The following is a 26,890-nucleotide window of genomic DNA, read 5'->3' as shown; positions in this document are numbered from 1 at the left end:
CGCGGCGGCGTCATTACGCCTGTTTCACTCTCCGCGCAAGAGGATTCGCATATGACCTTAGGCGAAATAACGCTCCAGCATGCCGCGATAGATTTCGGTTAAAGCGCGGATATCCGCCACCAGGGAGTTTTCATCCACCTTGTGCATGGTCTGCCCCACCAGGCCGAATTCGATCACCGGGCAATAGGCCTGGATGAAACGCGCATCCGACGTGCCGCCGGTGGTGGACAATTCCGGCGCCTTGCCGGTGATGGCTTCCACCGCCTCGGCCATCGCCTGCACGAAGGCGCCGGGCTTGGTGATGAACGGATTGGCGCTTTCCTGAAACACAACCTCCACGCGGCCATCGTCGAAGCCGCCGCCGAGCCGGCAGCAGCTTTCGATCCAGGCGCGCAATTGCGAAGCCGTATGTTCGGTGTTGTAGCGGATATTCACGGCGGCATGGGCGGCGGCGGGAATCACGTTGGTGGCGGCATTGCCCACATCCACCGTCACGATTTCCAGATTGCTCGGCTCGAAATGCGCATTGCCGCTATCCAGCCGGCGGCGTTTCAGCGCGGCCAGGATATCGATCAGGCGCGGGATCGGATTATCCGCCAGATGCGGATAGCCGACATGGCCCTGCATGCCATGCACGGTGATGCGTGCATTCAGCGAGCCGCGCCGGCCGATCTTGATCATGTCGCCCAGGCGCAGCGGATTGGTGGGTTCGCCCACCACGCAGGCATCCAGCGTCTCTTTGCGTTCGGCCAGCCAGTCCAGCACCTTGGCCGTGCCGTTGATGGCCGGGCCTTCCTCGTCGCCGGTGATGAGCAGGCTGATCGTATGCTCGAAGCCCGGACGGGCGGCCAGGAAACCCTCGGCGGCGGCCGTAAAGGCGGCAATCGCCGATTTCATATCGGCGGCGCCCCGGCCATAAAGCCGGCCGGCCTGGATTTCGGCGCCGAAGGGATCCACGCTCCAGGCCTTGGCATCGCCCACCGGCACCACATCGGTATGGCCGGCAAAGCAGAAATTGCGCCCAGCCCGGCCTAGATCGCCCTTGCCCCAGCGGGCATACAGATTGTCGATATCCGGCGTGCCTGGCGCGGAAAACCGCAAAGGATGGCAGGTGAAACCCAGGCCTTCCAGCGCCGTTTGCAGCACGCCCAGCGCGCCGGCATCGGCGGGCGTGATGCTGGGGCGGCGGATCAGGTCTTGCGCCAAGGCTACGGGGTCGATCACGGGCAGAATCTCCAACGCGAAAGGCGGCATGTAACCTCTTGATCATATAATGGTCAATGGCGGTTGCACCCCGATACGTTGACCCCGATACGTTGACCCCGATACGTTGACAGGGGGCCATGCGCCCCTTATCTGTCACCCGGGCCTTTCTGCGCCCGATTTTCCTGCCGACAATCAGAGGTATGGCATGTTCGGCGCGCTCGCCAAGAAGCTGTTTGGTTCGGCAAACGACCGCTCGGTCCGGGCCTTTTCCAAAAAAGTCCAGGCCATCAATGCCTTGGAACCGGATATCGCCAAGCTGGACGATGCCGCTTTGGCGGCTAAAACGGCGGAATTCCGGGATAGACTGGCTAAGGGCGCCGATCTGGACGACCTGTTGCCGGAAGCCTTCGCGGTGGTGCGCGAAGCCGCCAAGCGCGTGCTGGGCCAGCGCCATTACGATGTGCAGCTGATCGGCGGCATGGTGCTGCATTCGGGCAAGATCGCCGAAATGAAGACCGGCGAGGGCAAGACCCTGGTGGCCACGCTCGCCACCTACCTGAACGCGCTGCCCGGCAAGGGCGTGCATGTGGTGACGGTGAACGATTATCTGGCCCGCCGCGACGCCGAATGGATGGGCCGGGTTTACGGCTTTCTGGGCCTGACCACCGGCATCATCACCCACGGCATCGACGACGAAGAGCGCCGCGCCGCCTATGCCTGCGACATCACCTACGGCACCAACAACGAATACGGCTTCGATTACCTGCGCGACAACATGAAGTTCCAGCGCGACTCCATGGTGCAGCGGTCGTTTGCCTATGCCATCGTGGACGAAGTGGACTCGATCCTGATCGACGAGGCGCGCACCCCGCTGATCATCTCCGGCCCCTCGGAAGACACCACCGACCTTTATGTGAAGGTGAATGTGCTGATTCCGCATCTGGCGCCGGAGGATTACGAGAAGGACGAAAAGCAGCGCGCCGTCAGCTTCACCGAAACCGGCACCAGCCATATCGAGGATTTGCTGCGCGAAGCCGGCCTGCTGAAGGAAGACACCGAGCTTTACGACATCGACAATATCGCCGTGGTGCACCACGCCAACCAGGCTTTGCGCGCACACAAGCTGTTCTCCCGCGATGTGGATTACATCGTGAAGGACGACAAGGTGGTGATCATCGACGAATTCACCGGCCGCATGATGGAAGGCCGGCGCTATTCCGATGGCTTGCATCAGGCGCTGGAGGCCAAGGAAGGCGTCAGCGTGCAGACCGAGAACCAGACCCTGGCCTCGATCACCTTCCAGAATTATTTCCGCATGTATCCCAAACTGGCCGGCATGACCGGCACGGCCTCCACCGAGGCCACCGAGTTCGGCGATATCTACAAGCTGGACGTGGTGGAGATTCCCACCAACGTGCCGGTGCAGCGCAAGGACGAAGACGACGAGGTTTATCGCACCGGCGCCGAAAAATTCGAGGCGATTGCCGAACTGATCGCGCAATGCCGCGCCAAGGGCCAGCCGGTGCTGGTGGGCACGGTCTCCATCGAAAAATCCGAATTGCTGTCGGCCCTGCTCAAGCGCAAGAATGTGCAGCATGCCGTGCTGAATGCGCGGTTCCACGAGCAGGAAGCCGGCATCGTGGCCCAGGCCGGCCGTTTGGGCGCGGTGACCATCGCCACCAACATGGCCGGTCGCGGCACCGATATTCAGCTCGGCGGCAATGCCGAGATGCGCATCAAGGCGGAATGCGAGGGTCTGCAGGGCGATGCCTTCATCGCCAAGGAAGCCGCCATCCGCGCCGAAGTAGCGGCTGAAAAGGAAAAGGTTCTGGCCGCCGGCGGTCTTTACGTCGTGGGCACCGAACGCCATGAAAGCCGCCGCATCGACAACCAGCTGCGCGGCCGCTCCGGTCGCCAGGGCGATCCCGGCGGCTCGAAATTCTTCCTCTCGCTGGAAGACGACCTGCTGCGCATCTTCGGCTCCGAACGCATGGATGGCATGCTGCGCAAGCTGGGGCTGAAGGATGGCGAGGCCATCGTGCATCCCTGGATCAACAAGGCGCTGGAAAAGGCCCAGCAGAAGGTGGAAGCGCGGAATTACGAAATCCGCAAGAACCTGCTGAAATTCGACGATGTGATGAACGACCAGCGCAAGGTGGTCTACGAGCAGCGTATCGAATTGATAGGCACCGACAACGTGGCCGACACCATCACCGACATGCGCCGCGAGATCGTGGACAATCTGGTGGACAAGCATATCCCCGAGAAGGCCTATGCCGAGCAGTGGGATGCCGAGGGCCTGCAGGAAGAAGTGCGCCGCCTCTTCGCGCTGGATCTGCCGATCGTGGATTGGGCCAAGGAAGAAGGCATCGCCGACCAGGCGATCCGCGAACGGCTGCACGATATCGTGGATCGCCGCTTTGCCGAAAAGGCCGCCAATTTCGGCCCCGAGCTGATGCGCATGGTGGAGCGCAGCCTGCTGCTGCAGGTGCTCGACCAGAGCTGGAAGGAACATCTGCATCACCTGGATTTCCTGCGCCAGGCCATCGGCTTGCGTGCCTATGCGCAGAAGGATCCGCTCAACGAATACAAGCGCGAGGCTTTTGCGCTGTTCGAGCAGATGCTGGTGCGCACGCGCGAGAATGTCACCGCCATGCTGGCCCGGGTGGAAATCCGCCCCGAACAGCCGCCGCAGGGCCTATTCGCCGAACCGTCGCAGCCTTTGACGCAGGAAAGCCGCGGCGGCCCATTCGAGGATAGCAGCGGCCAGACCCTGCCGCAGGACGGCACCCTGGCAGCCCGCCCGGTCAGCTCGCACCGCGTCGACCCGGCCGATGAATCGACCTGGAAACACAGCCCGCGCAACGGCCTCTGCCCCTGCGGCTCCGGCAAGAAATACAAATACTGCCACGGCAAATAACGCGGCTTTAATCCGCCATCCTAGGGCTTGTTTAATCCGTCACCCTCGGGCCCAGGCAGCGCTCTTGGCCGAGGGTCCATGCCTGAAGCCGCATCGTTGCCCACCGATGGATGCCCGGAATAAATCCGGGCATGACGGGTGAGGCTGTGATCTCCACCCAGCGTCACCCTCGCACTTGTTGCGAGGGTCCATGCCTCAGCCAACGCAGGCGGGTGGCTTCAGATAAGCTGGCTATACAAATCTTCCCAATCGGGATTGCGCGTCTCAATGGTGCGAATCTTCCAGGCCCGGGGCCAACGCTTCATGGTCTTTTCGCGCTGAATGGCTAACCGGATATCCTCGAAGGGTTCCGCATAAACCAGCCGCTTCAAGCCATAGCGATGCGTAAAGCCCTGCACCGTGCCATCGCGATGCTCGGTGACGCGCCGCGCTAAATCGGCAGTAACCCCAATATAAAGGGTGCCGTTACACTGGTTGGTCATGATGTATACCCAACCACCGGCCATGCGCCCTCTTGATGCTGGGTAAGTTCGTCCGAGGCAAAGAACTGTGGCATGGCCATTTCAGTCCGCGCAACACCAAAACCGTCGCGCGCATATTTAGTCCGGGTTTAGTCCGGGCGTGACGATCTCTCTTGTTTTCGTCACCCTCGCACTTGTTGCGAGGGTCCATGCCCGACACGGCCCGTAAGCTGAAAGATGGACCCCCGGAATAAATCCGGGGGTGACGCTGTGGGAGATTGGGTCCATGCCTAACACAGCGCGGCGACCCAACGATGGATGCCCGGAACACGTCCGGGCATGACGGTGAAGGCCGCTAACGGATTTTCAGCTTGGCGAGCGCGGCAAACGGGCTGTCCTTGATGATCGCCTCGTCGCGTTGGCGGCGTTCCTGTTCGCGCTGGCGCTTGGCCTGGATCGCCTTGCCCGAGCGCACGAACATGTCGATCTCCGGCTCGCCAGGCGCCGGTGCACGCTTCACCGGGCGATAGCCCAACTTGATCAGCAGCAAGCGCAATTGCTCGGCACCGCAGCCGGCGAGATTCATCCATTCAACCGCCGGCGGGAAAGAGCCATCGGGGCGCGGCGTGGCGCGCTTTTCCGGCGCGGCGGCAGGCGCTGCATCGGCAACCGCTTCGGGCGCGGCTTCAGCAACATCGGCAGCAGCCGCATCGGCAATCGCTTCAGGGGCCGCTTCCAGGATCGGCGCCTCCGGGGTTGCTTCCGGAACAACGTCCGGGGCTGCTTCGTCAGGCGCGGTTTCGGCAGTGATCTCAGCCGGCGCGGCTTCCGCCGGTTTGATCGGCTGCACCGAGGCGATCACCAGCGGGCGCGGCGGATGCTTGGCATCCTGTTCGGCCTTGCGGCAGCCTTCGGCAACGCGCTGCACGATGTCCAGGCGGTAGGCGCGGTTTTCCACCCGCAGGAAACCGGCGGCCAGCCACCAGGCATCGGGGCGCGGCTCGAGGATATCCAGCGAGGTGAGGCCCGGCGGCGGCGGCGCCAGCGGGGTTTTTTCGCGCGCCACCGAAAACAGCAGGGTCTTCAATTGCGTCGGCTTGGGCTTGAGCAGCTTGGGCAGATAGATATGCATCTCGCCGAACACCACGCCCAGCTTGCGCAGCGGATGCCGGGCGGCCTGATCCAGGCTGCGCAGCAGATCGTTCACCGCTTCGCGGGTCAGCGCGCCGAATTCCATGGCGAGCTGGAAGGCCAGACCGCGCGCAGCCCCCTTCAGATCGGCATCGCGCAGGCGATACAAATCGGTCAGATGCTGGCGCAGATGGGCATCCAGCCAACCCTGCAGCCGCTCTTCCACCGCCTTGCGCAATTCGGCGTCCAACGCATCGTCGGCCAGCAGGCGCAAACGCGGCTCCAGCGCACTGGGGCCCTTCACCAGCAGCGCCAGCACGGCGCCATGGGCATGCACCGGAATTTCCTTCAGCAGGATGCCGCCTTCCGGCGACAGGCCGAAGCGATCATCCGGCAGCTTCAAAATCTCGCGCGCGCGTTCTTCCAGGGCCGGGCCGAGCGCATGATTGGCGGCGGCGCGCAGCGCACGCTCCTCCTCGCCGGTTTCATGCCCGGCCTGCCGGAACCGCAATCCTTCGATACGGCCGATGCTTTCGCCTTCAACCATGAGCGTGTCGTCCTCCGCCAAGCGTACTGTCAGGCTGCCGGGATCGTGGAGATGCCGGGCGAAGAATGCCGCCCGCCGGTCCACGAACTTTTGTGTCAGCCGCTCGTGCAGAGCGTCCGACAGCCTGTCTTCCATCGCCCTGGTGTTTTCCTGCCAATGAGCGGCGTCGTCAAGCCAGCCAGCGCGGTGTGAAATGTATGTCCAAGTACGAATATGCGCTAGTCGCGCCGAAAGCGTATCGATATCGCCGTCCACGCGGTCGATCCGGGCCAGTTGGCCGGCAACCCAGTCGCGCGGCAATTTCCCGCCATCGTCGCAGAGATGGCCATAAATCCGAGCCAGCAGGCGCACATGGCCATCGAACAGGCTTTTGCGGAAATCCGGGATGGCGCAGACCTGCCAGAGCAGGTCGATGCGATCCCTGTTGCTGGCGCGGTTACGGATTTCCTCGTCCTGCAGCAGCAGTTTCAGCGCCAGGTAATCCTCGGCATCGCGGGCGCGGATCAGGCCCTCGCGCGGCGGCGGCGCCTCCAGGCTGCGCAGCAATCGTTCCGGGCTGCGGTAATCCAGATCGTAATTGCGCCAGCGCGCGGCCGGCACCGGATCGAAACGGTGTTCCTCGATCCGCTGGATCAACTCCGGCGGAATCTCCGCCATGGCGCCGTCATGGGGATTGTTGGTGACGCCGAATGTGCCGTTGCGCATATGGCGCCCGGCGCGGCCGGCAATCTGCCCCATCTCGCCCGGCGTGAGATTGCGGATGGCATGGCCGTCGAACTTGCTGGTCTCGGCGAAGGCCATATGCTCGATATCGAGATTGAGGCCCATGCCGATGGCATCTGTCGCCACCATCACTTCCACATCGCGGTTCTGAAACAGCGCCACCTGGGCATTGCGGGCGCGCGGGCTGAGCGCACCCAGCACAACGGCCGCGCCGCCGCGCTGGCGCCGCAGCAATTCGGCAATCGCATACACATCGCCCGCCGAGAATGCCACCACGGCGGAACGCTTGGGCAGCCGCGACAATTTTTTCGGCCCGGCATATTCCAATGCCGACAAGCGCGGCCTTGCGATGAATTCCGCCGCCGGCACCAGGCGGCGGATCAAGGCCCGCATGGTATCGGCGCCGAGGAACATGGTTTCCTCGCGCCCGCGCGCATGCAGCAGGCGTTCGGTGAACACATGGCCGCGTTCGGGGTCGCCGCAAAGCTGGATTTCATCCACGCAGAGGAAATCGTAGGAGCGATCCAGCGGCATCGCCTCCACCGTGCAGACGAACCACATGGCGCGCGGCGGCACGATCTTCTCTTCGCCCGTCACCAGGGCCACGCGGTCCGGGCCTTTCAGCGCCACCGCGCGGTCATAAATCTCACGCGCCAGCAGCCGCAATGGCAGGCCGATGATGCCGCTGCGATGCGCCAGCAGGCGCTCTACGGCCAGATGGGTCTTGCCGGTATTGGTGGGGCCCAGCACGCACAGCACGCGCCCTGCCGAGGCCACCACAGGTGCCTGCATGTTCATGGCGGAGCCGCAAGCGAAATCATGGAAAACCCCATACGCACTCTCGCGGCATTTTAAAGGCCCGCCGTCGCGCCGGGAAGTGTTCTAGCGGCTGCTGGCGATGCCGTATTTGCGGGCGATTTTCGCCAAATCCCGGTCATAGGTTTTCAGCGCCAGATCATGGCGGGCGCAAATCGCCAGATGCAGGGCGTCGGGCGCGGTCAGGCCGCCATCAAAGGTTTCAAGCATGGCGCTGGCAATCGGAAACACATCGCTCTGGATTCTCACCAAGCCGGCAATCTGATTTTGCCACAGCAGAAAACTTTCCCTTGCAGTCACGGCATCGCGGCGGGTGATATCGCCGCGGCGGATTTTACGGCCAAGCACATCCAGATATTCCATCTGCACCCAGCCGCTGATCCAAAGCGCGCCGGTATCCTGCTGTTCCAGCCAGGTGATGGATTCTTCGGATTGCGCTTCGGCCAGAAACAGTGACAGCACGATATTGGTGTCGAGATAGATGGGCCGCTGCATCCGGTCGATCAGAACCGCTGTTCATTGCGCATGCGGCGCACGGCTTCAACGGCGCTTAGCGCCCCTTTGCGCTGCTTCACCAATCCCTTGCGCAAAGCCGCCACATCTACCTTGCCGGGCACCTTGGGGGCGGTGTTCTGCTGCTCTTCTGCCGCCGGCTCCGGGGTAAAGCGGATGACCGGCTTGCCATGGCGCAGGATCACGATTGTCTCGCCTTGTTGGGCGCGATCGATCAATTCGCTGAACTTGGCCTTGGCTTCGGCCACGCCGTAATTTGCCATGGGCGCCTCCGGGAAATTATGACCCTATTTATGACCATAATTATGGTCATAATTCTAGTCAGAATCAACCCCGGTCCATCGCCACGCTCTTGATGGCGGCGCAGACCTCCGCGCCCGGCGCCAGTTGCATGCGTTCGGCGGAATACCGCGTGATGCGGGCCAGCAAGGCCACGCCGTTGCAATCCAGCCGCACATCCATCGCGGTATCGCCATGGGGCAGCATTTCCACCACCCGGCCGCGCAACAGATTGAGCGCCGAACTGCCCTCGGGCGGTTGCAGAAACAGTGTTACATCGCGGGCGGGAATGCGCAGCTTCAACATGCTGCCCGCCGGCAGATCGATTTTCGGCAGCAGCAGATCCCCGGCCTGACTGCGCACGCGGCTGAGGCCATGGGCGGGCAGATGATCAACCAAGCTGCCTTCCAGCAGCGCGCCGGCATCCTCGCCGCCGCCGAGCAGCGGCAGATCCAGCCGCGCCGCCAGTTCGGCCGGCTTGCCATCGGCCTGCACCCGCCCGGCGCCCAGCAGCACCAGATGATCGGCCAGCCGCATCACCTCGGGCAAAGCATGGCTGACATAGACGATGGGAATCTTCGCCGCGTCGCGCAGGCGCTCGATATAGGGCAGGATTTCCGCTTTGCGCGCCGCATCCAACGAGGCCAGGGGTTCGTCCATCAACAGCAGGCGCGGCCGCGCCAGCAACGCCCGCCCGATCGCCACGCGTTGCTTTTCGCCGCCGGATAATTTGCCCGGCCGCCGCGCCAGCAGCGGCTCCAGCCCCAGCATGGCCACGGTTTCGTCGAAACCATCATGGCGCAGCCGCAGGCCATCGGCGAAGCGGCGGCCATACAGCAGGTTGCTGCGCACATCCAGATGGGGAAACAGCCGCGCTTCCTGAAACACATAGCCCAGGCTGCGTTTATGCGGCGGCAGGAAGATGCCTTGCGCGGTATCCACCAGCACGCGGCCGGCCACGGCGATACGGCCCTGCTGCGGCCGGCGCAGGCCGGCGATCAGATCGATCAGCGTGGTTTTGCCCGCGCCCGAACGGCCGAACAAAGCCGTGATTCCGGCGCCGCATTCAAACCGCAGGGCGAGATCGAAGGCACCCTGGCTGTGCTGGATATCCACCTGCAGACTCATCTCAACCACCCTCGATGCGTTTGGCGGCCAGACGCGACAGCCATTCGCTGAGCAGCAGCGCGCTCACCGCCAAGGCCACGCAGATCAGCACCAGGCGCAGGGCCGGACCGTCGCCATCGGGAATTTGCAGGAAGGTGTAGATCGCGGTGGGCAGGGTTTGCGTCTCGCCGGGAATATTGGAGACAAAGGTGATCGTTGCGCCGAACTCGCCCACCGCGCGCGCGAAGCTGAGCACCAGCCCGGCCAGCAGGCCCGGCAACAACAGGGGCAGGGTTACGGTGACAAACACCGCCCAGGGCGGCGCACCCAAAGTGCCGGCGGCCTGTTCCAGCTTGCGATCCACCGCTTCGAACGACAATCGCAGCGCGCGCACCAGCAGCGGAAAGCCCATCACCGCGCAGGCCAAAGCCGCGCCGGTCCAGCGGAAGGCAAACACGATGCCGAAATATTCGCTCAGCGGCGCGCCCAGCCAGCCCTTGCGGCCGAACAGCAGCAACAGCACATAACCAGTCACGACAGGCGGCAGGATCAGCGGCAGATGCACCACGGCATCCAGCACCGCCTTGCCGGGAAAATCCTTGCGCGCCAGCAGCCAGGCGATCCACAGCCCGAAAGGCAGGCTGGCGAAGGTGGCGGTGCCGGCCACCTTCAGGCTCAACAGCAGGGCCGTGGTTTCTTCCGGGCTCAGACTCAACACAAGATCAACCGAATTGCCTCGTTCAGTTGATCTTGGCCGCCGCCGGCAGCACGGTAAAGCCATGCTTGACGAAAATCGCCGTCGCCTTGGCCGAACGCAGCTTGGCCAGATAGGCTTCCGCGCCCGGATGCTTGGAAGCCGCCAGGGCGGCAGCCGGATAGATGATCGGCGGATGGGTGTTTTCGGGGAAATCGGCGATCACCTTCACCTTGGCATCGGCCGCCGCATCGGTGCGGTAAACGATACCCAGCGGGGTTTCGCCGCGCGCCACCAGGGCCAGCGCCGCACGCACGCTATCGGCTTGCGCCAGGCGGCTTTCCACGCTGGGCCAGAGTTTCAATTCGGTCAAAGCCGCCTTGGCGTATTTGCCGGCCGGCACGCTTTCCACCTGGCCCACAGCCAGCCGGCCATCCTTGCCGAGCAGGGCGGCCAGATCGGCGCCGGGCTTGAGATCGATGGCCAGCTTGCTATCGGCTGCCGCCACCAGGGAGAGCTTGTTGCCCAGCAGCGAAGACCGCGTGCCGGGCCTCACCAGCTTGCGCTCGTCGAGATAATCCATCCAGGGAATATCGGCGGAAATGAAGATATCGGCGGGCGCACCGGCCTCGACCTGCTTGGCCAGCGCAGAGGATGCGGCGAACGACACCTTGGCTGCCACGTTTTCCGCGCCATGAATCTCTTCCAGCGCGTTCTTCAGGCTGGCGGCGGCGAAAATCAGCAGATCCTGAGCCCCGGTCTGTTGGGCCTGGACGGCCTGGGGCAAGGCAAGACCGGCAACAAGCATGAAAGCAAAAAAGCGGCGGCGCAGCATATCCATCTCCGTTATGTTTCAAAAACTATAACGGCAGACCGACGGCAAGCTCAAGCGTTATAGCCTAAAAACCATATCGAATAAGCGTTACCGGGTTTTTTTCGCGCGCAGCTTGCGCAGGGCGGCGATATCCTTGGCGCAGGCGGCTTCGCTGGCGGCCAGCATGGCACGATAGCGGGCCAGCACCTCCTGGCCCAGCCTGGTCAGCTGCGCGCCGCCGCCGGCCTTGCCGCCGGTTGCGGCCGTTACCAGCGGCTCGGCGAAGTAGCCGTTCAGGGTTTCCACCAGCAGCCAGGCGCGCTTGTAACTCATGCCCAGCCGCCGCCCGCCGGCCGCAATCGACCCGGTTGCGGCGATGCCTTCCAGCAGATCGGCCTTGCCCGGCCCCAAAAACGCCTCGGCATCCAGATGCACCCGCAGGCGGAGGGCGCTGCCGGGGGTTTTGGTAAGTTTCTTCACCATGGCAATGACCGATAGAAAGCGTTAACGGGCTCGAAGCAGGTTTTGAAATCTGGCAAATCGCCGATTTCCAGTTTCATCGTATTCCATTCTTTTTGCGCATTCTGCATCAAGCCGGGTTCGATAAGGGAGCTTCTGTTGGGTGAAATATCCCTGGCCAAGCACTTCTCTCTAATTAATGCGAGCAGAGCAGCCTTATCCACATCATAGGTACGCAACAGATAATGCAGGTCGTAAATATCCTGCCGCCGCGACCGTTGTCGATGAATCTGCTGCAAATACGCCCGAAATTTCTCGGCTACGAGATCTAATAAGGAATAGACCATAATGATGCTGCCATCCATGCCCAACCGCACAGGTTGGGTAGCGCCGATCGGTTCATTGAAGCTTATATCCGCGGCTATAACGGTCGTGGCTTGGCGCTCCTGAAGTCGCCTTTCCTCCGGGCCCCCGCGTAAGGCATAGCCAAATTTGATTTCAAATGCGGGAAAGCGTTTTTCGGCAAAGCCATCTTTTCTCGGCTTGTGGGTCACGGATTGTACATTGACCAATATATCCGGCATGCCGAGCCGGATAGCGGATGTTAAAAATTGCGGCTCCAGCTCGGCTCGAAAGAAAGTCCCAGGCAGATCGGCGGCCTTGATATCCGTGGAGAAATCCAGATCGCCGGTTTGGCGCGGACTGCCATACAGCAACCCCATCAATGTACCGCCTTTGAGAAACACCCTTTCGCGCAAACCATCCGTATGTGCCATGGCATCCAGGATGATTTCCGTTGCCTGGCGTTGCAAATAAGCAACCGGGTCATCCCGGACCTTTTCCGACCATGCCTGTATATCGGCGATTTTCGGCTCAGGCATTTATGGTGATTTCCCAGCGGTGCGATCTGATGTCCTGCAGCGGATCTACCGGCGCATCCGCATCGAGGCTGCCCCAGCTTTGCGTGCTGGCAAGCTTTTGCCAATGGGTGAAAGCCGCATCCTGCAAACCCATGCGTTCTTCAAGGATGTAACCCGCCTTCACTTTTATCGCCGCTTTGCCAAGGCTCTCCACTTCCTGGATGATCTCGGACTTGAAACGCGCGGCATGTTCCCCCCAGACGGCAAGCACATGCTGCATGCCGCCGCATCTTTGCGGTTCCAGCAGCATGTCCACGAAACACCGTCCTATCGACACAATTCTGGTTCTGGTGCCGCGCAAGGTGATTGTTTGTGCCTGGCCGCTGAATTCATAAAGGGCGATCTTGCGGCCCCGAACCGTTTCGGGATGCTTGATGGCCTGAGGAAACGGAATAAGCCGTTCTTCCTGGCTTTTCTTTGCATGGGCCGGATTCGGCTTCGGCCGCGATATCTGCAAGCTTTCCGGCCTTCGGTCCGTCAAACCATAGCGCTGCATCGCGGATAGATACGAAACATGGCATGTGGGATCGACGAGGCAGCAAATCTCGTCAGCCGGGGCATCCGATACCGAAAGCACCCGGAAGGCCAGCCCGCGATAATCCGGATCGTTTGCTATGATCCGCGCGGCCAGTAGTGCTTTTCTGAAGCGCGTATATTCCGCCTGGCTCATTTGCGGGCCACGCAGATAAAGCCCTTCGCGATTTTCAAACAGATTGGCTATCAATCCATAAAGCATATGCCGCGAAACAATCGGCAAGCGCATTTTTGCAAGCTGTTCGGCTATACTCTGCGCCGCCCGGCTCAGGCTCGATGACCGAATTCTCTGCGGACGCTGCATAGGATGTTCTTCAGATGATTTTATATATGGACGTATATATCCTGTAAACGTCTCTGACGTTTACAGGATATATACGTCCAATGTCAATGCTTTTCTGTTAATTCCTAATTTTCGATTTGTGCCGTCCTTCCAAGAGAAGTCTTGCCGTACCGGCAAGCAAAAAACAACAACAAGACTCGCACAACCCACCCCCATTTGACACTGGGCCAAACCGGCGCATACTGGCTGTTGCAATGCAAAATAATGTCGGGTGGGGCCGATTATGACCGAGAAGACCGTTCAATTTCCAGACGCCAGTTTTCCTGAGGCCTGGGCAAAGCTGGCCGCCAGGGAATTGGGCGACAAGCCGCTTTCGCAACTTATTTGGGAAACCCCCGAAGGCATCGCGGTGAAGCCGCTTTATACGGCGGCCGATCTGGAGGGCATGGAGGCCACCGGCCTGCCCGGCCAGGCGCCCTTCACCCGCGGCGTGCGCGCCACCATGTATGCCAATCGGCCCTGGACCATCCGGCAATATGCCGGCTTTTCCACCGCCGAGGAATCCAACGCCTTCTATCGCAAAAATCTCGCCGCCGGCCAGCAGGGTGTGAGCGTGGCCTTCGATCTCGCCACCCATCGCGGTTACGACAGCGACCATCCCCGCGTGGTGGGCGATGTGGGCAAGGCCGGCGTGGCGATTGATTCCGTCGAGGACATGAAAATCCTGTTCGACGGCATCCCGCTCGACAAGATGAGCGTGTCGATGACCATGAACGGCGCCGTGCTGCCGGTGCTGGCCTGTTATATCGTGGCCGCCGAGGAACAGGGCGTTTCGCCGGACAAACTTTCGGGCACCATTCAGAATGACATTCTGAAGGAATTCATGGTGCGCAACACCTATATCTATCCGCCCGCGCCCAGCATGCGCATCATCGCCGACATCATCGGCTATACCGCGCAGAATATGCCGAAATTCAATTCGATCTCGATTTCCGGCTATCATATGCAGGAAGCCGGCGCCACCGCCGTGCAGGAGCTGGCCTTCACGCTCGCCGATGGTTTGGAATATGTGCGCACCGCCATCAATAGCGGCCTGGATGTGGATGCCTTTGCCGGCCGCCTGAGTTTCTTCTTCGCCATCGGCATGAACTTCTTCATGGAAGTGGCCAAGCTGCGCGCCGCGCGCCTGCTCTGGCATCGCATCATGAAAGAGTTCAATCCGAAGAAGCCGGGCTCGCTGATGCTGCGCACCCATTGCCAGACTTCGGGCGTTTCGCTGACCGAGCAGGATCCCTATAACAACGTGGTGCGCACCGCCGTGGAGGCGCTTGCCGCCGTGCTGGGCGGCACGCAATCGCTGCATACCAATGCGCTGGACGAAGCCATCGCGCTGCCCACCGAATTCTCCGCCCGCATCGCGCGCAACACGCAGCTCATCATCCAGGAAGAGACCTACGTGACCAAGGTGGTCGATCCGCTGGCGGGTTCGTATTACGTGGAGGCGCTGACCCATGCGCTGGCCGAACATGCCTGGGCGTTGATCCAGGAAGTGGAATCCATGGGCGGCATGACCAAGGCGGTGGAAAGCGGCATGCCCAAGCTGCGCATCGAGGAAGCCGCCGCGCGCCGCCAGGCCCGGGTGGATAAGGGCGAGGATGTGATCGTGGGCGTGAACAAGTATCGCGCCCCCACGCAGGATGTGCCCGATCTGCTGGAAGTGGACAATACCCGCGTGCGCGAACAGCAGGTGGCGCGCCTCAGCACCATCCGCAACACACGCGACAAGGCCAAGGCGGACGCCGCCATCAAGGCTTTGGAAGACGGCGCCGCCGGCAATGCCAATCTGCTGGCGCTCTGCGTGGACGCGGCGCGGGCGCGCGTGACCGTTGGTGAAATGTCGGATGCCATGGAGCGCGTGTTCAGCCGCCATCAGGCCACCATCCGCTCGATCAGCGGCGTGTATGGCGCGGCCTATGAAGGCGATGAAGGCTTTCAGCGCATCCAACGCGAGATCGAGGCCTTCGCCGCCGAGGAAGGCCGCCGGCCGCGCATGCTGGTGCTGAAACTGGGCCAGGACGGCCATGATCGCGGCGCCAAGGTGGTGGCCACCGCCTATGCCGATCTGGGCTTCGACGTGGACGTGGGCCCGTTGTTCCAGACGCCCGAGGAAGGCGCCCGCGATGCCATCGACAACGACGTGCATGTGGTGGGCGTATCCAGCCTCGCCGCCGGGCATAAGACCCTGGTGCCGGCGCTGATCAAGGCGTTGCGCGACCAGGGCGCCGACGACATCATCGTGATCTGCGGCGGCGTGATTCCACCGCAGGATTACGATTACCTGCGCAATGCCGGCGTGGCGGCGATCTTCGGCCCGGGTACCAATATTCCGGCCTCGGCGGCGGAAATCATGCGCCTGGTGCGCGACCGCCGCAGCAAGACGCAGGCGGCGTAATTTCGCAGGCAATCCCCTCGCCTGTGTTGCGAGGGTCCATGCCCGATATTCTTTGTTTTCCGTCACCCTCGGATTTATTCCGAGGATCCATGCCGGACATAGCGTGGATGCCCAACGATGGATGCCCGGAACAAGCCCGGGCATGACGGATGGGGCTGAGATTTCCACCCACCGTCACCCTCGCACTTGTTGCGAGGGTCCATGCCAGAAACAACCCGTAAGCTGAAAGATGGACCACCGGAATAAATCCGGTGGTGACGCTGTGGGAGATTGGGTCCATGCCGGACACAGCGTGGGTGCCCAACGATGGATGCCCGGAACAAGCCCGGGCATGACGGATGGGGCTGAGATTTCCACCCACCGTCACCCTCGCACTTGTTGCGAGGGTCTATGCCTGATGCAACATAAATGCTGAAAGATGGACCACCGGAACAAGTCCGGGCATGACGACCTCTCTCGTTTCCATCACCCCTTGCGCTTCAGTACCTGCATGCCCATATTGATGGCATGAACCGCGCCGGCCTCATTGCGTCTTTCTGCCGAGCCAGCCGCCTGCATGCAGGCCGCTAGGCCCCGGACACGCACGCGCGATTTTCGCGCTCTGCCCCGGGGCTAAATCTTAAAAATCCCATCCTTTCGATTTTTCATGCAGCGCATGCTGCCTGAGCCCAAATTACCGGAGTATTGCCATGAGCTTTTTACATCCCCGCCCCGCCATCATCGTTACCGAGCCGGATTTCGAGCGGCTATTCGCCCTGGCGCAGAGCCTGAAGCCGCGCCAGCCCAATGTGGCCGACATGCTGGATAGCGAACTCAACCGCGCCAGCCTGGTGCCGCCGCAATCGGTGCCGGCCGACGTGGCCACCATGGGCAGCCATCTGGTGTTCGGCTACGAGCATAGCCGCAAGCCGCATTGGCTGAGCCTGGTCTGGCCCGACGAAGCCGATCTGGAATCGGCCAAGATATCGGTGGGCACGCCGGTGGGCGCGGCGTTGATCGGCCTGCGCGAAGGCCAGAGCATCGCCTGGTCGATGCCCAGCGGCCAGCGCCGCGCCATCACCCTGCACAAGGTGGCCTATCAGCCCGAGCGCGAGGGGCGTTACGATGTTTGATCGCTTGGGTTAGACTGCGCCGGATTCACCCCAGGCCCGGAGCCATCTGCCATGTCGATCACCACCCTGCCGCTTTATGCCGCGCCGCTTTATGCCGCCTTGTGCGGATTGCTGCTGCTTGTGCTGTCTGTGCGCGTTGTGCTGCTGCGCAATAAATACAAGGTAGGGATCGGCGATGGCGGCCATGGCGAGTTGAACCGCGCCGTCCGCGTGCAGGCGAATTTCGTGGAATACGTGCCGCTCACGCTGCTGCTGCTGGCGTTGCTGGAATTGGCCGGCGCGCCCGCCTTGGCGCTGCATGGGCTGGGTGCGGCTCTGGTGCTGAGCCGTCTGGCCCATGCCATCGGCTATAGCCAGAGCGCCGGGGCTTCGGCCGGCCGGGCGGCGGGTGTGCTGCTCACCTTCCTGGTGTTGTTGATCGCCAGCGCCTGGCTGCTCTATCTGGCCATCACGTGATGGTTTCATAAAACTGCAATATTTCGCGCGATTGCCGCTGGCCATGGCGGCGGGTTAGACTTCGCCGCCATGCCAGCCGATGCCGAAGCACCTGCCCTCAGCGCCGATCCGGCGCTGTTTCTGCGTTTGGCAAGCATTGGCAAGAAAGCGGCAGCCGATCTTCAGGCCCTGAAAACCAGTCCTGTTCTGAAAACCAGGCCTGTTCTGAAAACCAAGCCCGGCCTGAAAACCAAGCCCGGCCTGAAAACCGGTAAAGCCCGGCGCTGGCGCAAACGCAGCCATGTGCTGCGGCTGCTGGATACCGCCGAGGGCAATCTGCGCCAGGCCGGCTGGCTTTGCGCCGCCATCGACGACACACCGCTGTTGCTGCCCTTGCTGCCGGCCTTGCCCGATCCGCCAATGATCGAGGATCTGGGCGCATTGCAAATCCTGGCACGCGGCACCTTGATCAGCGAATCTTGCAGCCTGCCGGATTCCGCCAGCCCGCAGCCGCATGCCATCACCCTGCATGCGATCACCCTGGAGGGCCGGCAGTATCACGCCGTGCAGATCGACGGCCCGCGCACAAACAGCCTCGGGCTGGCGACGCAGCTTACCGAAACCTGCATGTTGTATTGGGATGGCGCGCATCCGCTGGTGCAATTGGCGCAGCAGCTTGGCCTGGTGCCGAACAAGCCGCTCTGGGCCAACCAGATTCCGCTGGCGCTGCCGCAGCCGGAAAACCTGCACGAACTGGATGCGCTGAGCGCCTGTTGCGCCATGCTGCGCCATGCGCTGGCGCAGGTTGATGGCAACATAAGCTGCCTGCTGGCGGCGCAAGACAGCGAAGGCGTGCATCAGATGCGCGTGGCGCTGCGGCGCCTGCGTTCGGTGCTGGCGCTGCATCGCGGCCTGCTGCCGGCCGATGCCGTGCAGACCGTCCGCGCCGAACTGGCCTGGCTGAACGCACCGCTGGGCCGCCGCCGCGACCTTGACGTATTCGTGGAGGAAACCCTGGCGCCGCTGCGCCGGGCGCTGCCCGATCTGCAGGGGCTGCACGATCTGGCGATCCATCTGGATGAAAAACGCGCCGCCGCGCAGCAGGCCCTGCTATCGGCTTTCCGTAGCCCGCGCTTCACCCGCCTGCGCCTGGCGCTGGAGGCGTTATGCCACCAGCCGCCCGCAACCGAACCGCCGCCCGCCCTGCAGCATGCCGCCCTGCTGCTGCAACGCCGCCGCCGCAAATTGAAAAAGCTCGGTCGCCGCCTGGGCGAATGCAGCGAAGCCGAATTGCATGAATTGCGCATCCTGGCCAAGAAGCTGCGTTACGCCGTGGAATTCTACCGGCCGCTTTTCAAGGGCAGGAGCAAATCCGCCCGCCGCCATGCCCAGGGCCTGGCCCGCCTGCAGGATGCGCTGGGCGCGCTGAACGACGCCGCGGTGGGGGCGCAATTGCTGCGTAACCTGCTGGGCATGCCGGCGGAAGACCCCGTGGCGGCGGCCATCGCCGGCTGGTTCGCCGCCCGCCAGCATGGCCAGCTGGCCGGCCTGCCCGCCGCCTGGGAAGCCTATGCCGAGCTGAAGCCGTTCTGGAAAGCCGCCCTGCCCCCTGAATAACTGGCACCGGAATAACGGCACTGGAATAACTGGCGCCACCCCCAAAAGAACAATAAGCGAATAATATTGCCTGGCCGGCGCTATATTGTCGCAATATTACAGCCTGCAACAGCTTTGCTCCCCCCAATTTTGTTCCATCCCGTAATAACACTTCACGCCTAAAGGTGGAGCAGCCTGGCGAATCGGATTTCGGCCAGTTTTGTAACTGGCTATGGTAAATTGAAATAAACCATGCAAATTCTGTCACTTAGGCGTTTTTGCCGGGCAAAACTTGCCGCTGCAAGCATACCCGTTTTGGTTAAAGCTGTTAACCTATTGGCAATTTCTCTTAAACAGTCAAATACTTAAGTATATTTTCCTATATTGGCATGGCTTTTGCTCCTGCGGCTGCCGAGACAACCCATCGGAACCAGGAGCCCACCATGTCGATCTCTGCCGCCCTGCAAAGCGCGATTTCCGGCCTCAACGGCCAGGCCACCGCCATCGGCTATATTTCCGACAACGTCGCCAATGCCAGCACGCCCGGCTACAAGAAGGTGGAATCGCGCTTTTCCACGCTGGTGACGCAATCCAGCGCCCAGGCGAACACCCATTCGCCCGGCGGCGTGCAGAACCGTCCGTTCTTCGCCAACAACGCCCAGGGCGCCATCGCGCAGGTGAGTTCCACTACCTCGGTGGCGGTTTCCGGCGACGGCTTCATCCCGGTATCGCGCGCCATCGGCATCGACCCCACCACCGGCAACACGATTTTCGAGGATACGTCGTATTACACGCGGCTGGGCGATTTCACGCAGAACTCGGCCGGCTATCTGGTCAATTCCTCAGGCTATTACCTGCAGGGCTGGACGGTGGACCCCACCACCGGCGTGGTGGATACCTCGGCCACCAGCGAGGTGCGGGTATCCGATCTGCTGGATGCGCCGGTGGCCACCAGCAATATCGAATATTCCGCCATCCTGCCGGCCAATGCCCTGGATACCAGCGGCAACCTGCCGGCCACCCTGGCGGCCAATTCGATCCAGGTTTACGACGCGCTGGGCAATGCCCGCACCTTGGATCTGACCTGGACCCGCAACGCCGCCAATGAATGGGAAGTCACCATCTCCACGGTGGACGATACCGGCGCCACGCAGACTTTCGGCCCGGCCAGCCTCACCTTCGGCAGCCTGGGCAATGCCGGCACCATCGGCGCCATCACCGGCGGCGGCGGCCTGACCGCACCCGGCAGCCAGGCCGCCGGCGACGATGCCGCGCTGAGTTTCAATGTGGATTTCTTCGGCGATGGCAGCAGCCAGGCGATCAACCTCGATCTCGGCAGCTTCAATTCCACCAATGGCACCACGCAATTCGGCGGCACCACGCTGAGCCTGAACGATATCGCGCAGAACGGCGTGCCGCGCGGCAATTTCAAAAGCCTGGCGATCGACGAAAACGGTTTCGTCTCGGTCACCTTCGACAATGGCAATGTGAAGAAGTTCTTCCAGATTCCGCTGGCCAAGTTCCGCGATCCCACCGAACTCGACCGCGTGGACGGCAATGCCTTCGCCGCCACCCCGGGCTCGGGCACCGCCGTGCTCAACACCGCTGGCTCCAGCGGCCTGGGCAGCCTGGTCTCCGCCGCCATCGAACAATCCAACGTGGATATCGCGGAAGAGTTTTCCAAGATGATCGTGGCGCAGCGGGCCTATTCGGCCAATGCACGCATGATCACGGTGGCCGACGAGCTGCTGCAGGAAACCATCAACATCCGCCGCTAAAGCCGCGCAAGCAGGAGGCATAAACCATGTCGCTCTCGGCCGCACTCAGCACTGCCACATCCGGGCTGTCCAGCTTGCAGACCCAGAGCGCCATTCTCTCGGGCAATGTCTCCAACGCGCAGAATGCCGATTATTCGCGGCGCTATGCCACGCTCACCACCCAGGCGGTGAACGGCCTGCCGATGGCCGGCCGGGTAAGCAGCATCCTGCGGGTTTCCGACAGCATGCTGAGCCAGAGCTATTACAGTTCGGTATCCGGCCTCGGCCTGGCCGATGCGCAACTGGCCAACATGAACAAGCTGGCCGGCCTGCTGGGCGCTTCCGAGAGCAGCAGCGACCAGACCGCGCTGGGCCAGGCGCTCAGCCAGTTCGAGCAGGCCTGGAAGGATCTGGAAGCCACGCCGGAATCCGCCGACCTGAAAGCCCAGGTGATCAATCGCGGCAAACAGATGCTGAGCGAAATCGCGCGGCTGGCGGCGCAGGAAAACAGCCTGCGCCTGGCATCGCAAGACAGCATCCAGTCCGGCCTGACCGGCATCAACGATGCCGCCGCCCGCATCGCATCGCTGAACAGCCAGATCGTGGCGCAGCAGAATGCCGGCCAGAGCGTGGCCGATCTGCAGGATCTGCGCGATGCCGAACTGGCCAAGATCGCCGCACAGACCGATATCAAGGTGCTGGTGGACGATCGCGGGGCGATGAGCGTGTATTCCGCCAATGGCGTGCAGATCGTGGCCGGCACCCAGGCGCAGACATTCCGCTACGATGCCGATAGCAACACGATCCTGAATGCTGGCCCGGGCAATGGCGGCAGCGATGTAACCGCCGGCCTGGCCGGGGGCGCATTGCAGGGTCAGCTGGATTTCCTGGATACCAGCGCGGCCGCGCTTGCCAGCAGCGACCCCAATCGCGCCGGCCTGGCCAAGATGATGAACCAGCTGGATGCGCTGGCGCAAAACATCATGGATGTGGTGAATGCCGCCTATGACGATCCCGACACCGCCGATGCCGAGGTGTTTTTCGAGGTCGATCCCACCGCGCCGGCCGATGCACGGATTGCCAGCTCGCTGATCGTTGCCGCCACCGCCGACGACCTGCTGACCGGCCGCGCCGGCGCCGTGCAGCAGGCCATGGCCACCACGCAGATCACCGCCGATGCCAGCAATCCCGCCAGCGCCCCCAACGGCTTGCGCTTAAGCAGCACCACGCTGAGCGGCCTGGTCAGCGGCATCCTGTCGTATCACGCCCGCGCCGCCAGCGAAGCCACCACCGATCAGGCCGCGGCCAGCAGCCTGAAATCCACCGTGGAGATCAAGCTGCAGGATACCAAGGGCGTGGATATCGATACCGAACTGGCGCAGCTGCAATTGCTGCAAAACAATTATGCCGCGCTGGCCAATGTGCTGAACAGCATCATCAGCATGTACGACGAACTGATGAGCATCGGAAGGTAATCACCATGGCTGTCACCGGCACCACGCAACTGGCGCGCAACCTGGCCGCCACCCAGATCATCAAGCAGCTCAACAGCCAGCTCAACACCCAGAATGCGCAGCTTTCCTCGGGCCTGAAAAGCAACGGCCTGGTGGGCGTGGCATCCCAGGCGCAGGAACTCGGCTGGCTGAAGAACCAGCTTTCCGCCTCCAGCGCCTATCAGAGCGGCACCACCACGGTGCAGAACCGCGTATCGCTCTACACCGTGAGCATGGAGCGCATCATCGACATCGCCACCGAGGCGATGGACCTGATGATCAAGAACCGCGACACCACCTTTGCCGCCACCTCCGCCCCCGCCAGCCAGGCCAATGCACTGCTGGATCAGATCGGTTCGGCGCTGCTGGTGAAGGATGGCGACCGCTATCTGTTTTCCGGCGGCAATTACGGCGATGCGCCGATCAGCGGCCAGCTTTCCTCGATCCCCACGCAATATGCCGCCGGTGCCGTGCCGGGCGATACGGGCTACGACGATCCGCTCAGCGTGGCCACCGATGCCGCCAGCAGCCCGCAGCCGCCCTATCTGAACAGCGCGGCCGCATCGCAGGATAATTTCTACGACACCGACGGCATCGCGCTGTATGTGGACGACAACGAGCGCGTGAGCTACGGCATCGCCGCCACCGATCCCGGCATCCAGCAGGTGATCGACGCGCTGGTGCGCTTCCGCGATGCCACCGCCGATATCTCCGGCGATCCGGCGAATTACCAGACCCGGGTGGACGACGCGCTGAAGCAACTGCGCACATCCATCACCTCGCTGCAAACCACCGCATCGGAGAATGGCTATGTGCAGCAGCGCCTCACCGAGGTGCAGAGCCGCCATGCCAGCAACACCGACCTGCTGAAAAAGCGTATCGCCGGCATCCAGGAAGCCGATGTGGCGGAAGTGTCGGTGAATATCAAAAGCCTGCAGGCATCCCTGGAAGCCACCTATGCGGTGCTGTCCGACAGCTTCTCGCTTTCGCTCGTCAATTATCTGAAATAAGGAGCCGCGCCATGACCACGATTTCCTCCAGCACCAGCACCGCCAGCACCAGCACGTCTTCCACCAGCACGGCGAGCAATACGCTCACCGCCGATATGGAGACCTTCCTCAAACTGCTCACCACGCAGTTGAAGAACCAGGATCCCACCGATCCGATGGACCCGAAGGAATTCACCTCGCAGCTGGTGCAGTTCTCCCAGGTGGAGCAGCAGATTCAGCAGACCGGCAAACTGGAAGAAATCCTCGCAGCCCTGACCAGCGGCAAGGCCTCCGATGCCCTGGCCTATATCGGCCAGGAGGTGCAGGCGCCGGGCGACACCACTTACCTGGAAGACGGCGTGGCCAGCTGGTCTTACGGCGTGCCCAGCGGCGCCTCCAGCGTCACCCTCAATGTCTACGATTCCAGCGGCAGCCTAGTCTACACCACCACCGGCGATGCCAGCAGCGGCCGCCATGATTTCGACTGGGACGGCAGCAACAGCGATGGCGGCACCGAAAGCGATGGCGGCCTCTACACCCTGGAAGTGGTGGCCAAGGACAGCAGCGGCACCGCGCTGACCACCGACACCCTGGTGCGCGGCGTGGTGGACGCGGTGGAAACCATCAATGGCAGCACCTATCTGGTGGTGGGCCAGCTCGCCATCGACCCCGACGACGTGGTGCTGGCCCGCAAGCCGACCTGACCGGCCGGGCCGGGGCGGCACTCCTGGCCTTCCGCCCCAACCGTCACCCTCGGGCCCAGGCAGCACTCCTGGCCGAGGGGCCATGCCCGACACTATTTTAGTCCGTCACCCTCGGACCCAGGCAGCACTCCTGGCCGAGGGTCCATGCCCAACGCAGCATAGCCGCTGAAAGATGGACCCCCGGAATAAATCCGGGGGTGACGCTGTGGGAGATTGGGTCCATGCCTGGTTCTTCTTCTTTCGTCGCCCCCCAGGCCCAGCCCCTCAGGCGGTCAATCCGAAGCATTGGCTGCGGCGCCGGATCGGGTATAGTGCGGCGCAACGCAACACCCCCTGTGACCATGCCCCGGCGCGGAGTTTTCCCCATGTCGCATTCTGCCTTGCATAACAAGCTTGTCGTGGTTTTCGGCGGTTCCGGCTTTGTCGGCCGGTATATCGTCAAGCGGCTGGTGGAGCAGGGGGCGCGCGTGCGGGTGGCGATCCGCCGGCCGGATCAGGGGCTGTTTCTCAAGCCGATGGGCCAGGTTGGCCAGGTGCAGATCGTGCAGGCCAATGTGCGGGTGCCGGTTTCGGTGGCCAATGCGCTGAAAGGCGCCGATTACGCCTATAATTGCGTGGGCATCCTGGCCGAGGGCGGGCCGCAGCGTTTCAACGCCGTGCAGGCTTTCGGCGCCGAAGTGATTGCCAAATGCGCCAAGGAAGCCGGGGTGAAGCAGCTTGTGCATCTCTCGGCGATCGGCGCCGATGCGGAAAGCCCCTCCAAATACGCCCAGACCAAGGCGGCCGGCGAGGCCGGCATCCGCAAGCATATGCCGGGCGCCGTGATCCTGCGTCCCAGCGTGATTTTCGGGCCCGAGGACGACTTCTTCAACCGCTTTGCCGCCATGGCCGGTTTCGTGCCGGCGCTGCCGCTGATCGATGGCGGACAGACCAAATTCCAGCCGGTCTATGTGGGCGATGTGGCCGAGGCCGCCCTGCGCGCGCTGACCCTGGACAGCGCCGCCGGCAAGACCTTCGAGCTGGGCGGGCCGAAAGTGTACAGCTTCGCCGAATTGATGCGGCTGACCCTGGATACGATCCAGAAGAAGCGCCTGCTGCTGCCGGTGCCGGGTGCGCTGCTGAAGCCGCTGGCTTGGGTGTTCGAAATCCTGCCGCTGCCGTTCAAGGCGCCGATCACCCGTGACCAGATCACCCTGCTGGGGTCTGACAATGTGGCGACCGCGGGCGCCCCGGGCTTTGCCGATCTGGGCATCGCGCCGCGCCCGGCCGAGGGCCTGATCGACACCTGGCTGATCCGCTTCCGCCGCGGCGGCGGCAAATTCGAGCCGCGTTTCAGCTGATCCGCCGCCCCCCGCTTTTTTCCGCTATACTGGCGCGAAAGAACGGCGGGAGGCCCCATGATCGCCATCATCTTTGAAGTGACCCCGGCCGATGGCCGGCGCGATGCCTATCTGGATATCGCCGCCAGGCTGCGCGGCGAGCTGGAGCAGATCGACGGCTTCATTTCCGTGGAGCGGTTTCAGAGCATCACCAATCCCGGCAAGATGCTGTCGATCTCGTTTTTCCGCGACGAGCAGGCCGTGCAGCAATGGCGCAACCTGTCGGTTCATCGTGCCGCGCAACAAGCCGGGCGCGGCGGCATTTTCGCCGATTACCGTTTGCGGGTGGCCCAGGTGCTGCGCGATTACGGCCTCAACGACCGCGCCCAGGCGCCCGACGACAGCCGCGCGGTTCACCATGATGCGAGGTCTGAAAGCTGAGCCATGACGCCCGTGGCGGAGCGGCGCTTCGATCTGGATTGGCTGCGCATCATCGCGTTCGGCCTGCTGATTTTCTACCATATCGGCATGTTCTTCGTGACCTGGGATTGGCATGTGAAAAGCCGCCATGCCGGGCCGCTGATCGAACCGCTGATGCTGCTCAGCAATCCCTGGCGGCTGAGCCTGCTGTTTCTGATTGCCGGCGTGGCCACGCGCTTCATGGCCGACAAGGCCGGGCCGAGCATGCGCGCCCTGATCGGCCAACGCAGCAGGCGCCTGCTGCTGCCGCTGGTTTTCGGCATGCTGGTGATCGTGCCGCCGCAGACTTATTGCGAGATCGTGGAGAAGCTGGGCTATGCCGGCTCCTGGCTGGATTTCTATATCGCCTATCTGAGCTTTTACGATGGCTGGCGGCCGGGCGGGCAGCCCTTGCTGGTGCCGACCTGGAATCACCTGTGGTTCGTGCCCTATCTGTGGGCCTATACGATGCTGGTGCTGCTGGCGCGCACTGCGCTGCCCGGCGGCATCTGGCCGGCCATGGAGGCCGGACTGGCCGGGTGGCTGCGTGGCTGGCGCCTGCTGCTGCTGCCCTGGCTGCTGCTGGCCGGGCTGCGGATCTGGCTGCGGCCGATCTTCGGCCAAAGCCATGCCCTGGTGGATGACTGGTATCTGCATGCCGCCTATGGCGGGCTGTTCCTGTTCGGCTTCCTGATCGCCCGGCAGCCGGCTATATGGGCCGGCATCCGCGCCCTGCGCTGGCCGGCCCTGGGGCTGGGCCTGGCGGGTTATGGCGGGCTGCTGCTCTGGCGGTTCGGGTGGCAGCCGGCGGCATTGGTGCCGCTGCGCGATGCCGCCTGGGCGTTGCAGCAATGGGGCCTGATCCTGGCCCTGCTGGGCTTTGCGCAGATCTGGCTGAACCATGACGGCCCGGCCCGGCGCTATCTCACCGAGGCGGTGTTTCCCTTCTATATCCTGCACCAGACCGTGATCGTGCTGGTGGGCCATGGCCTGCGCGATGCCGGGCTGTCCGCCCTGGCCGAGATGGCGGTGATCCTGGGCGCCACTGCCCTGGCCTGCTGGCTTGGCTTTGCTCTGGTGCGGCGGTTGCCCTGGCTCCGCCCATTTTTTGGCCTCAGAGCCGCATCACCCCGTTAATGTATTGAAATTCAAGACGAATAATAGGAC

23 protein-coding genes are annotated in these 26,890 nt (G+C 62.8%); 12 read left to right on the top strand and 11 right to left on the bottom strand.

The window, feature by feature from the left end; translation table 11 throughout:
• Nucleotides 1-57: 57 nt before the first annotated feature.
• On the bottom strand, nucleotides 58-1,254 hold the full coding sequence (dapE, locus tag KF827_RS03365; RefSeq protein WP_291000065.1) for a succinyl-diaminopimelate desuccinylase: 1,197 nt from the start codon (nucleotides 1,252-1,254) through the stop codon (nucleotides 58-60).
• 157 nt (nucleotides 1,255-1,411) lie between these two features.
• Here dapE and secA point away from each other — a divergent pair, with 157 nt between their 5' ends.
• Nucleotides 1,412-4,126, top strand: coding sequence for a preprotein translocase subunit SecA (gene secA, locus KF827_RS03360; protein ID WP_291000062.1), 2,715 nt, complete (start codon nucleotides 1,412-1,414; stop codon nucleotides 4,124-4,126).
• Nucleotides 4,127-4,344: 218 nt separating this feature from the next.
• On the opposite strand, the gene KF827_RS03355 is transcribed toward secA, so the two are convergent.
• From KF827_RS03355 to KF827_RS03310, 10 genes are all read right to left on the bottom strand, one after another.
• Nucleotides 4,345-4,632: a GIY-YIG nuclease family protein gene (locus tag KF827_RS03355; RefSeq protein WP_291000059.1), complete on the bottom strand. Its 288-nt coding sequence runs from the start codon at nucleotides 4,630-4,632 to the stop codon at nucleotides 4,345-4,347.
• A 310-nt stretch (nucleotides 4,633-4,942) separates the two neighbouring features.
• A complete protein-coding gene (locus tag KF827_RS03350; protein WP_291000056.1) occupies nucleotides 4,943-7,786 on the bottom strand; it encodes a helicase-related protein in 2,844 nt (947 codons plus the stop codon).
• Between the two features lie 84 nt (nucleotides 7,787-7,870).
• Entirely contained in the window at nucleotides 7,871-8,299 is a 429-nt protein-coding gene (locus tag KF827_RS03345; RefSeq protein ID WP_291000053.1) for a type II toxin-antitoxin system VapC family toxin, read from the bottom strand.
• 8 nt (nucleotides 8,300-8,307) lie between these two features.
• A complete protein-coding gene (locus KF827_RS03340) occupies nucleotides 8,308-8,580 on the bottom strand; it encodes a type II toxin-antitoxin system prevent-host-death family antitoxin (RefSeq protein ID WP_291000050.1) in 273 nt (90 codons plus the stop codon).
• A 64-nt stretch (nucleotides 8,581-8,644) separates the two neighbouring features.
• Nucleotides 8,645-9,724, bottom strand: a complete 1,080-nt coding sequence (gene modC, locus KF827_RS03335; RefSeq protein WP_291000047.1) for a molybdenum ABC transporter ATP-binding protein — start codon at nucleotides 9,722-9,724, stop codon at nucleotides 8,645-8,647.
• A gap of 1 nt (nucleotide 9,725) precedes the next feature.
• Nucleotides 9,726-10,421 (bottom strand): molybdate ABC transporter permease subunit, encoded by a 696-nt coding sequence (modB, locus tag KF827_RS03330; RefSeq protein ID WP_291000043.1) that lies wholly within the window; start codon nucleotides 10,419-10,421, stop codon nucleotides 9,726-9,728.
• 22 nt (nucleotides 10,422-10,443) lie between these two features.
• The gene (gene modA, locus KF827_RS03325; protein WP_291000040.1) at nucleotides 10,444-11,232 is read right to left on the bottom strand and encodes a molybdate ABC transporter substrate-binding protein; all 789 of its coding nucleotides are present in this window, start codon (nucleotides 11,230-11,232) and stop codon (nucleotides 10,444-10,446) included.
• A gap of 87 nt (nucleotides 11,233-11,319) precedes the next feature.
• Nucleotides 11,320-11,694: a winged helix-turn-helix domain-containing protein gene (locus KF827_RS03320; protein WP_291000037.1), complete on the bottom strand. Its 375-nt coding sequence runs from the start codon at nucleotides 11,692-11,694 to the stop codon at nucleotides 11,320-11,322.
• Entirely contained in the window at nucleotides 11,688-12,551 is an 864-nt protein-coding gene (locus tag KF827_RS03315; protein WP_291000034.1) for a nucleotidyl transferase AbiEii/AbiGii toxin family protein, read from the bottom strand. Before KF827_RS03315 ends, KF827_RS03320 begins: the two co-directional genes overlap by 7 nt.
• A complete protein-coding gene (locus KF827_RS03310) occupies nucleotides 12,544-13,428 on the bottom strand; it encodes a type IV toxin-antitoxin system AbiEi family antitoxin (RefSeq protein WP_291000031.1) in 885 nt (294 codons plus the stop codon). The genes KF827_RS03315 and KF827_RS03310 overlap by 8 nt, the downstream gene beginning before the upstream one ends.
• 262 nt (nucleotides 13,429-13,690) lie before the next feature.
• Here KF827_RS03310 and scpA point away from each other — a divergent pair, with 262 nt between their 5' ends.
• From scpA to KF827_RS03255, 11 genes are all read left to right on the top strand, one after another.
• Nucleotides 13,691-15,859, top strand: a complete 2,169-nt coding sequence (gene scpA / locus KF827_RS03305) for a methylmalonyl-CoA mutase (RefSeq protein ID WP_291000028.1) — start codon at nucleotides 13,691-13,693, stop codon at nucleotides 15,857-15,859.
• Nucleotides 15,860-16,548: 689 nt separating this feature from the next.
• Entirely contained in the window at nucleotides 16,549-16,971 is a 423-nt protein-coding gene (gene rnk, locus KF827_RS03300; RefSeq protein WP_291000026.1) for a nucleoside diphosphate kinase regulator, read from the top strand.
• Nucleotides 16,972-17,022: 51 nt separating this feature from the next.
• The gene (locus tag KF827_RS03295) at nucleotides 17,023-17,427 is read left to right on the top strand and encodes an MAPEG family protein (RefSeq protein WP_291000023.1); all 405 of its coding nucleotides are present in this window, start codon (nucleotides 17,023-17,025) and stop codon (nucleotides 17,425-17,427) included.
• Between the two features lie 69 nt (nucleotides 17,428-17,496).
• Nucleotides 17,497-19,023, top strand: a complete 1,527-nt coding sequence (locus KF827_RS03290) for a CHAD domain-containing protein (RefSeq protein ID WP_291000014.1) — start codon at nucleotides 17,497-17,499, stop codon at nucleotides 19,021-19,023.
• Nucleotides 19,024-19,445: 422 nt separating this feature from the next.
• Nucleotides 19,446-20,780: a flagellar hook protein FlgE gene (locus KF827_RS03285; protein ID WP_291000010.1), complete on the top strand. Its 1,335-nt coding sequence runs from the start codon at nucleotides 19,446-19,448 to the stop codon at nucleotides 20,778-20,780.
• A gap of 26 nt (nucleotides 20,781-20,806) precedes the next feature.
• On the top strand, nucleotides 20,807-22,234 hold the full coding sequence (flgK, locus tag KF827_RS03280; RefSeq protein WP_291000007.1) for a flagellar hook-associated protein FlgK: 1,428 nt from the start codon (nucleotides 20,807-20,809) through the stop codon (nucleotides 22,232-22,234).
• 5 nt (nucleotides 22,235-22,239) lie between these two features.
• A complete protein-coding gene (locus KF827_RS03275) occupies nucleotides 22,240-23,262 on the top strand; it encodes a flagellin (RefSeq protein WP_291000004.1) in 1,023 nt (340 codons plus the stop codon).
• An 11-nt stretch (nucleotides 23,263-23,273) separates the two neighbouring features.
• On the top strand, nucleotides 23,274-23,945 hold the full coding sequence (locus KF827_RS03270) for a flagellar hook assembly protein FlgD (RefSeq protein WP_291000001.1): 672 nt from the start codon (nucleotides 23,274-23,276) through the stop codon (nucleotides 23,943-23,945).
• A gap of 365 nt (nucleotides 23,946-24,310) precedes the next feature.
• Nucleotides 24,311-25,285 carry a complex I NDUFA9 subunit family protein gene (locus tag KF827_RS03265; RefSeq protein ID WP_290999998.1) on the top strand — a complete coding sequence of 325 codons (975 nt, stop codon included), beginning with the start codon at nucleotides 24,311-24,313 and terminating at the stop codon, nucleotides 25,283-25,285.
• Nucleotides 25,286-25,342: 57 nt separating this feature from the next.
• Nucleotides 25,343-25,705: an antibiotic biosynthesis monooxygenase gene (locus tag KF827_RS03260; protein ID WP_290999995.1), complete on the top strand. Its 363-nt coding sequence runs from the start codon at nucleotides 25,343-25,345 to the stop codon at nucleotides 25,703-25,705.
• A gap of 3 nt (nucleotides 25,706-25,708) precedes the next feature.
• Nucleotides 25,709-26,860 carry an acyltransferase family protein gene (locus KF827_RS03255; RefSeq protein WP_290999990.1) on the top strand — a complete coding sequence of 384 codons (1,152 nt, stop codon included), beginning with the start codon at nucleotides 25,709-25,711 and terminating at the stop codon, nucleotides 26,858-26,860.
• Nucleotides 26,861-26,890: the final 30 nt, after the last annotated feature.

The sequence above is a fragment of the Ferrovibrio sp. genome (assembly GCF_019636075.1).
GTDB lineage: Bacteria > Pseudomonadota > Alphaproteobacteria > Ferrovibrionales > Ferrovibrionaceae > Ferrovibrio.
This window is presented reverse-complemented; position numbering and strand designations above follow the sequence as displayed.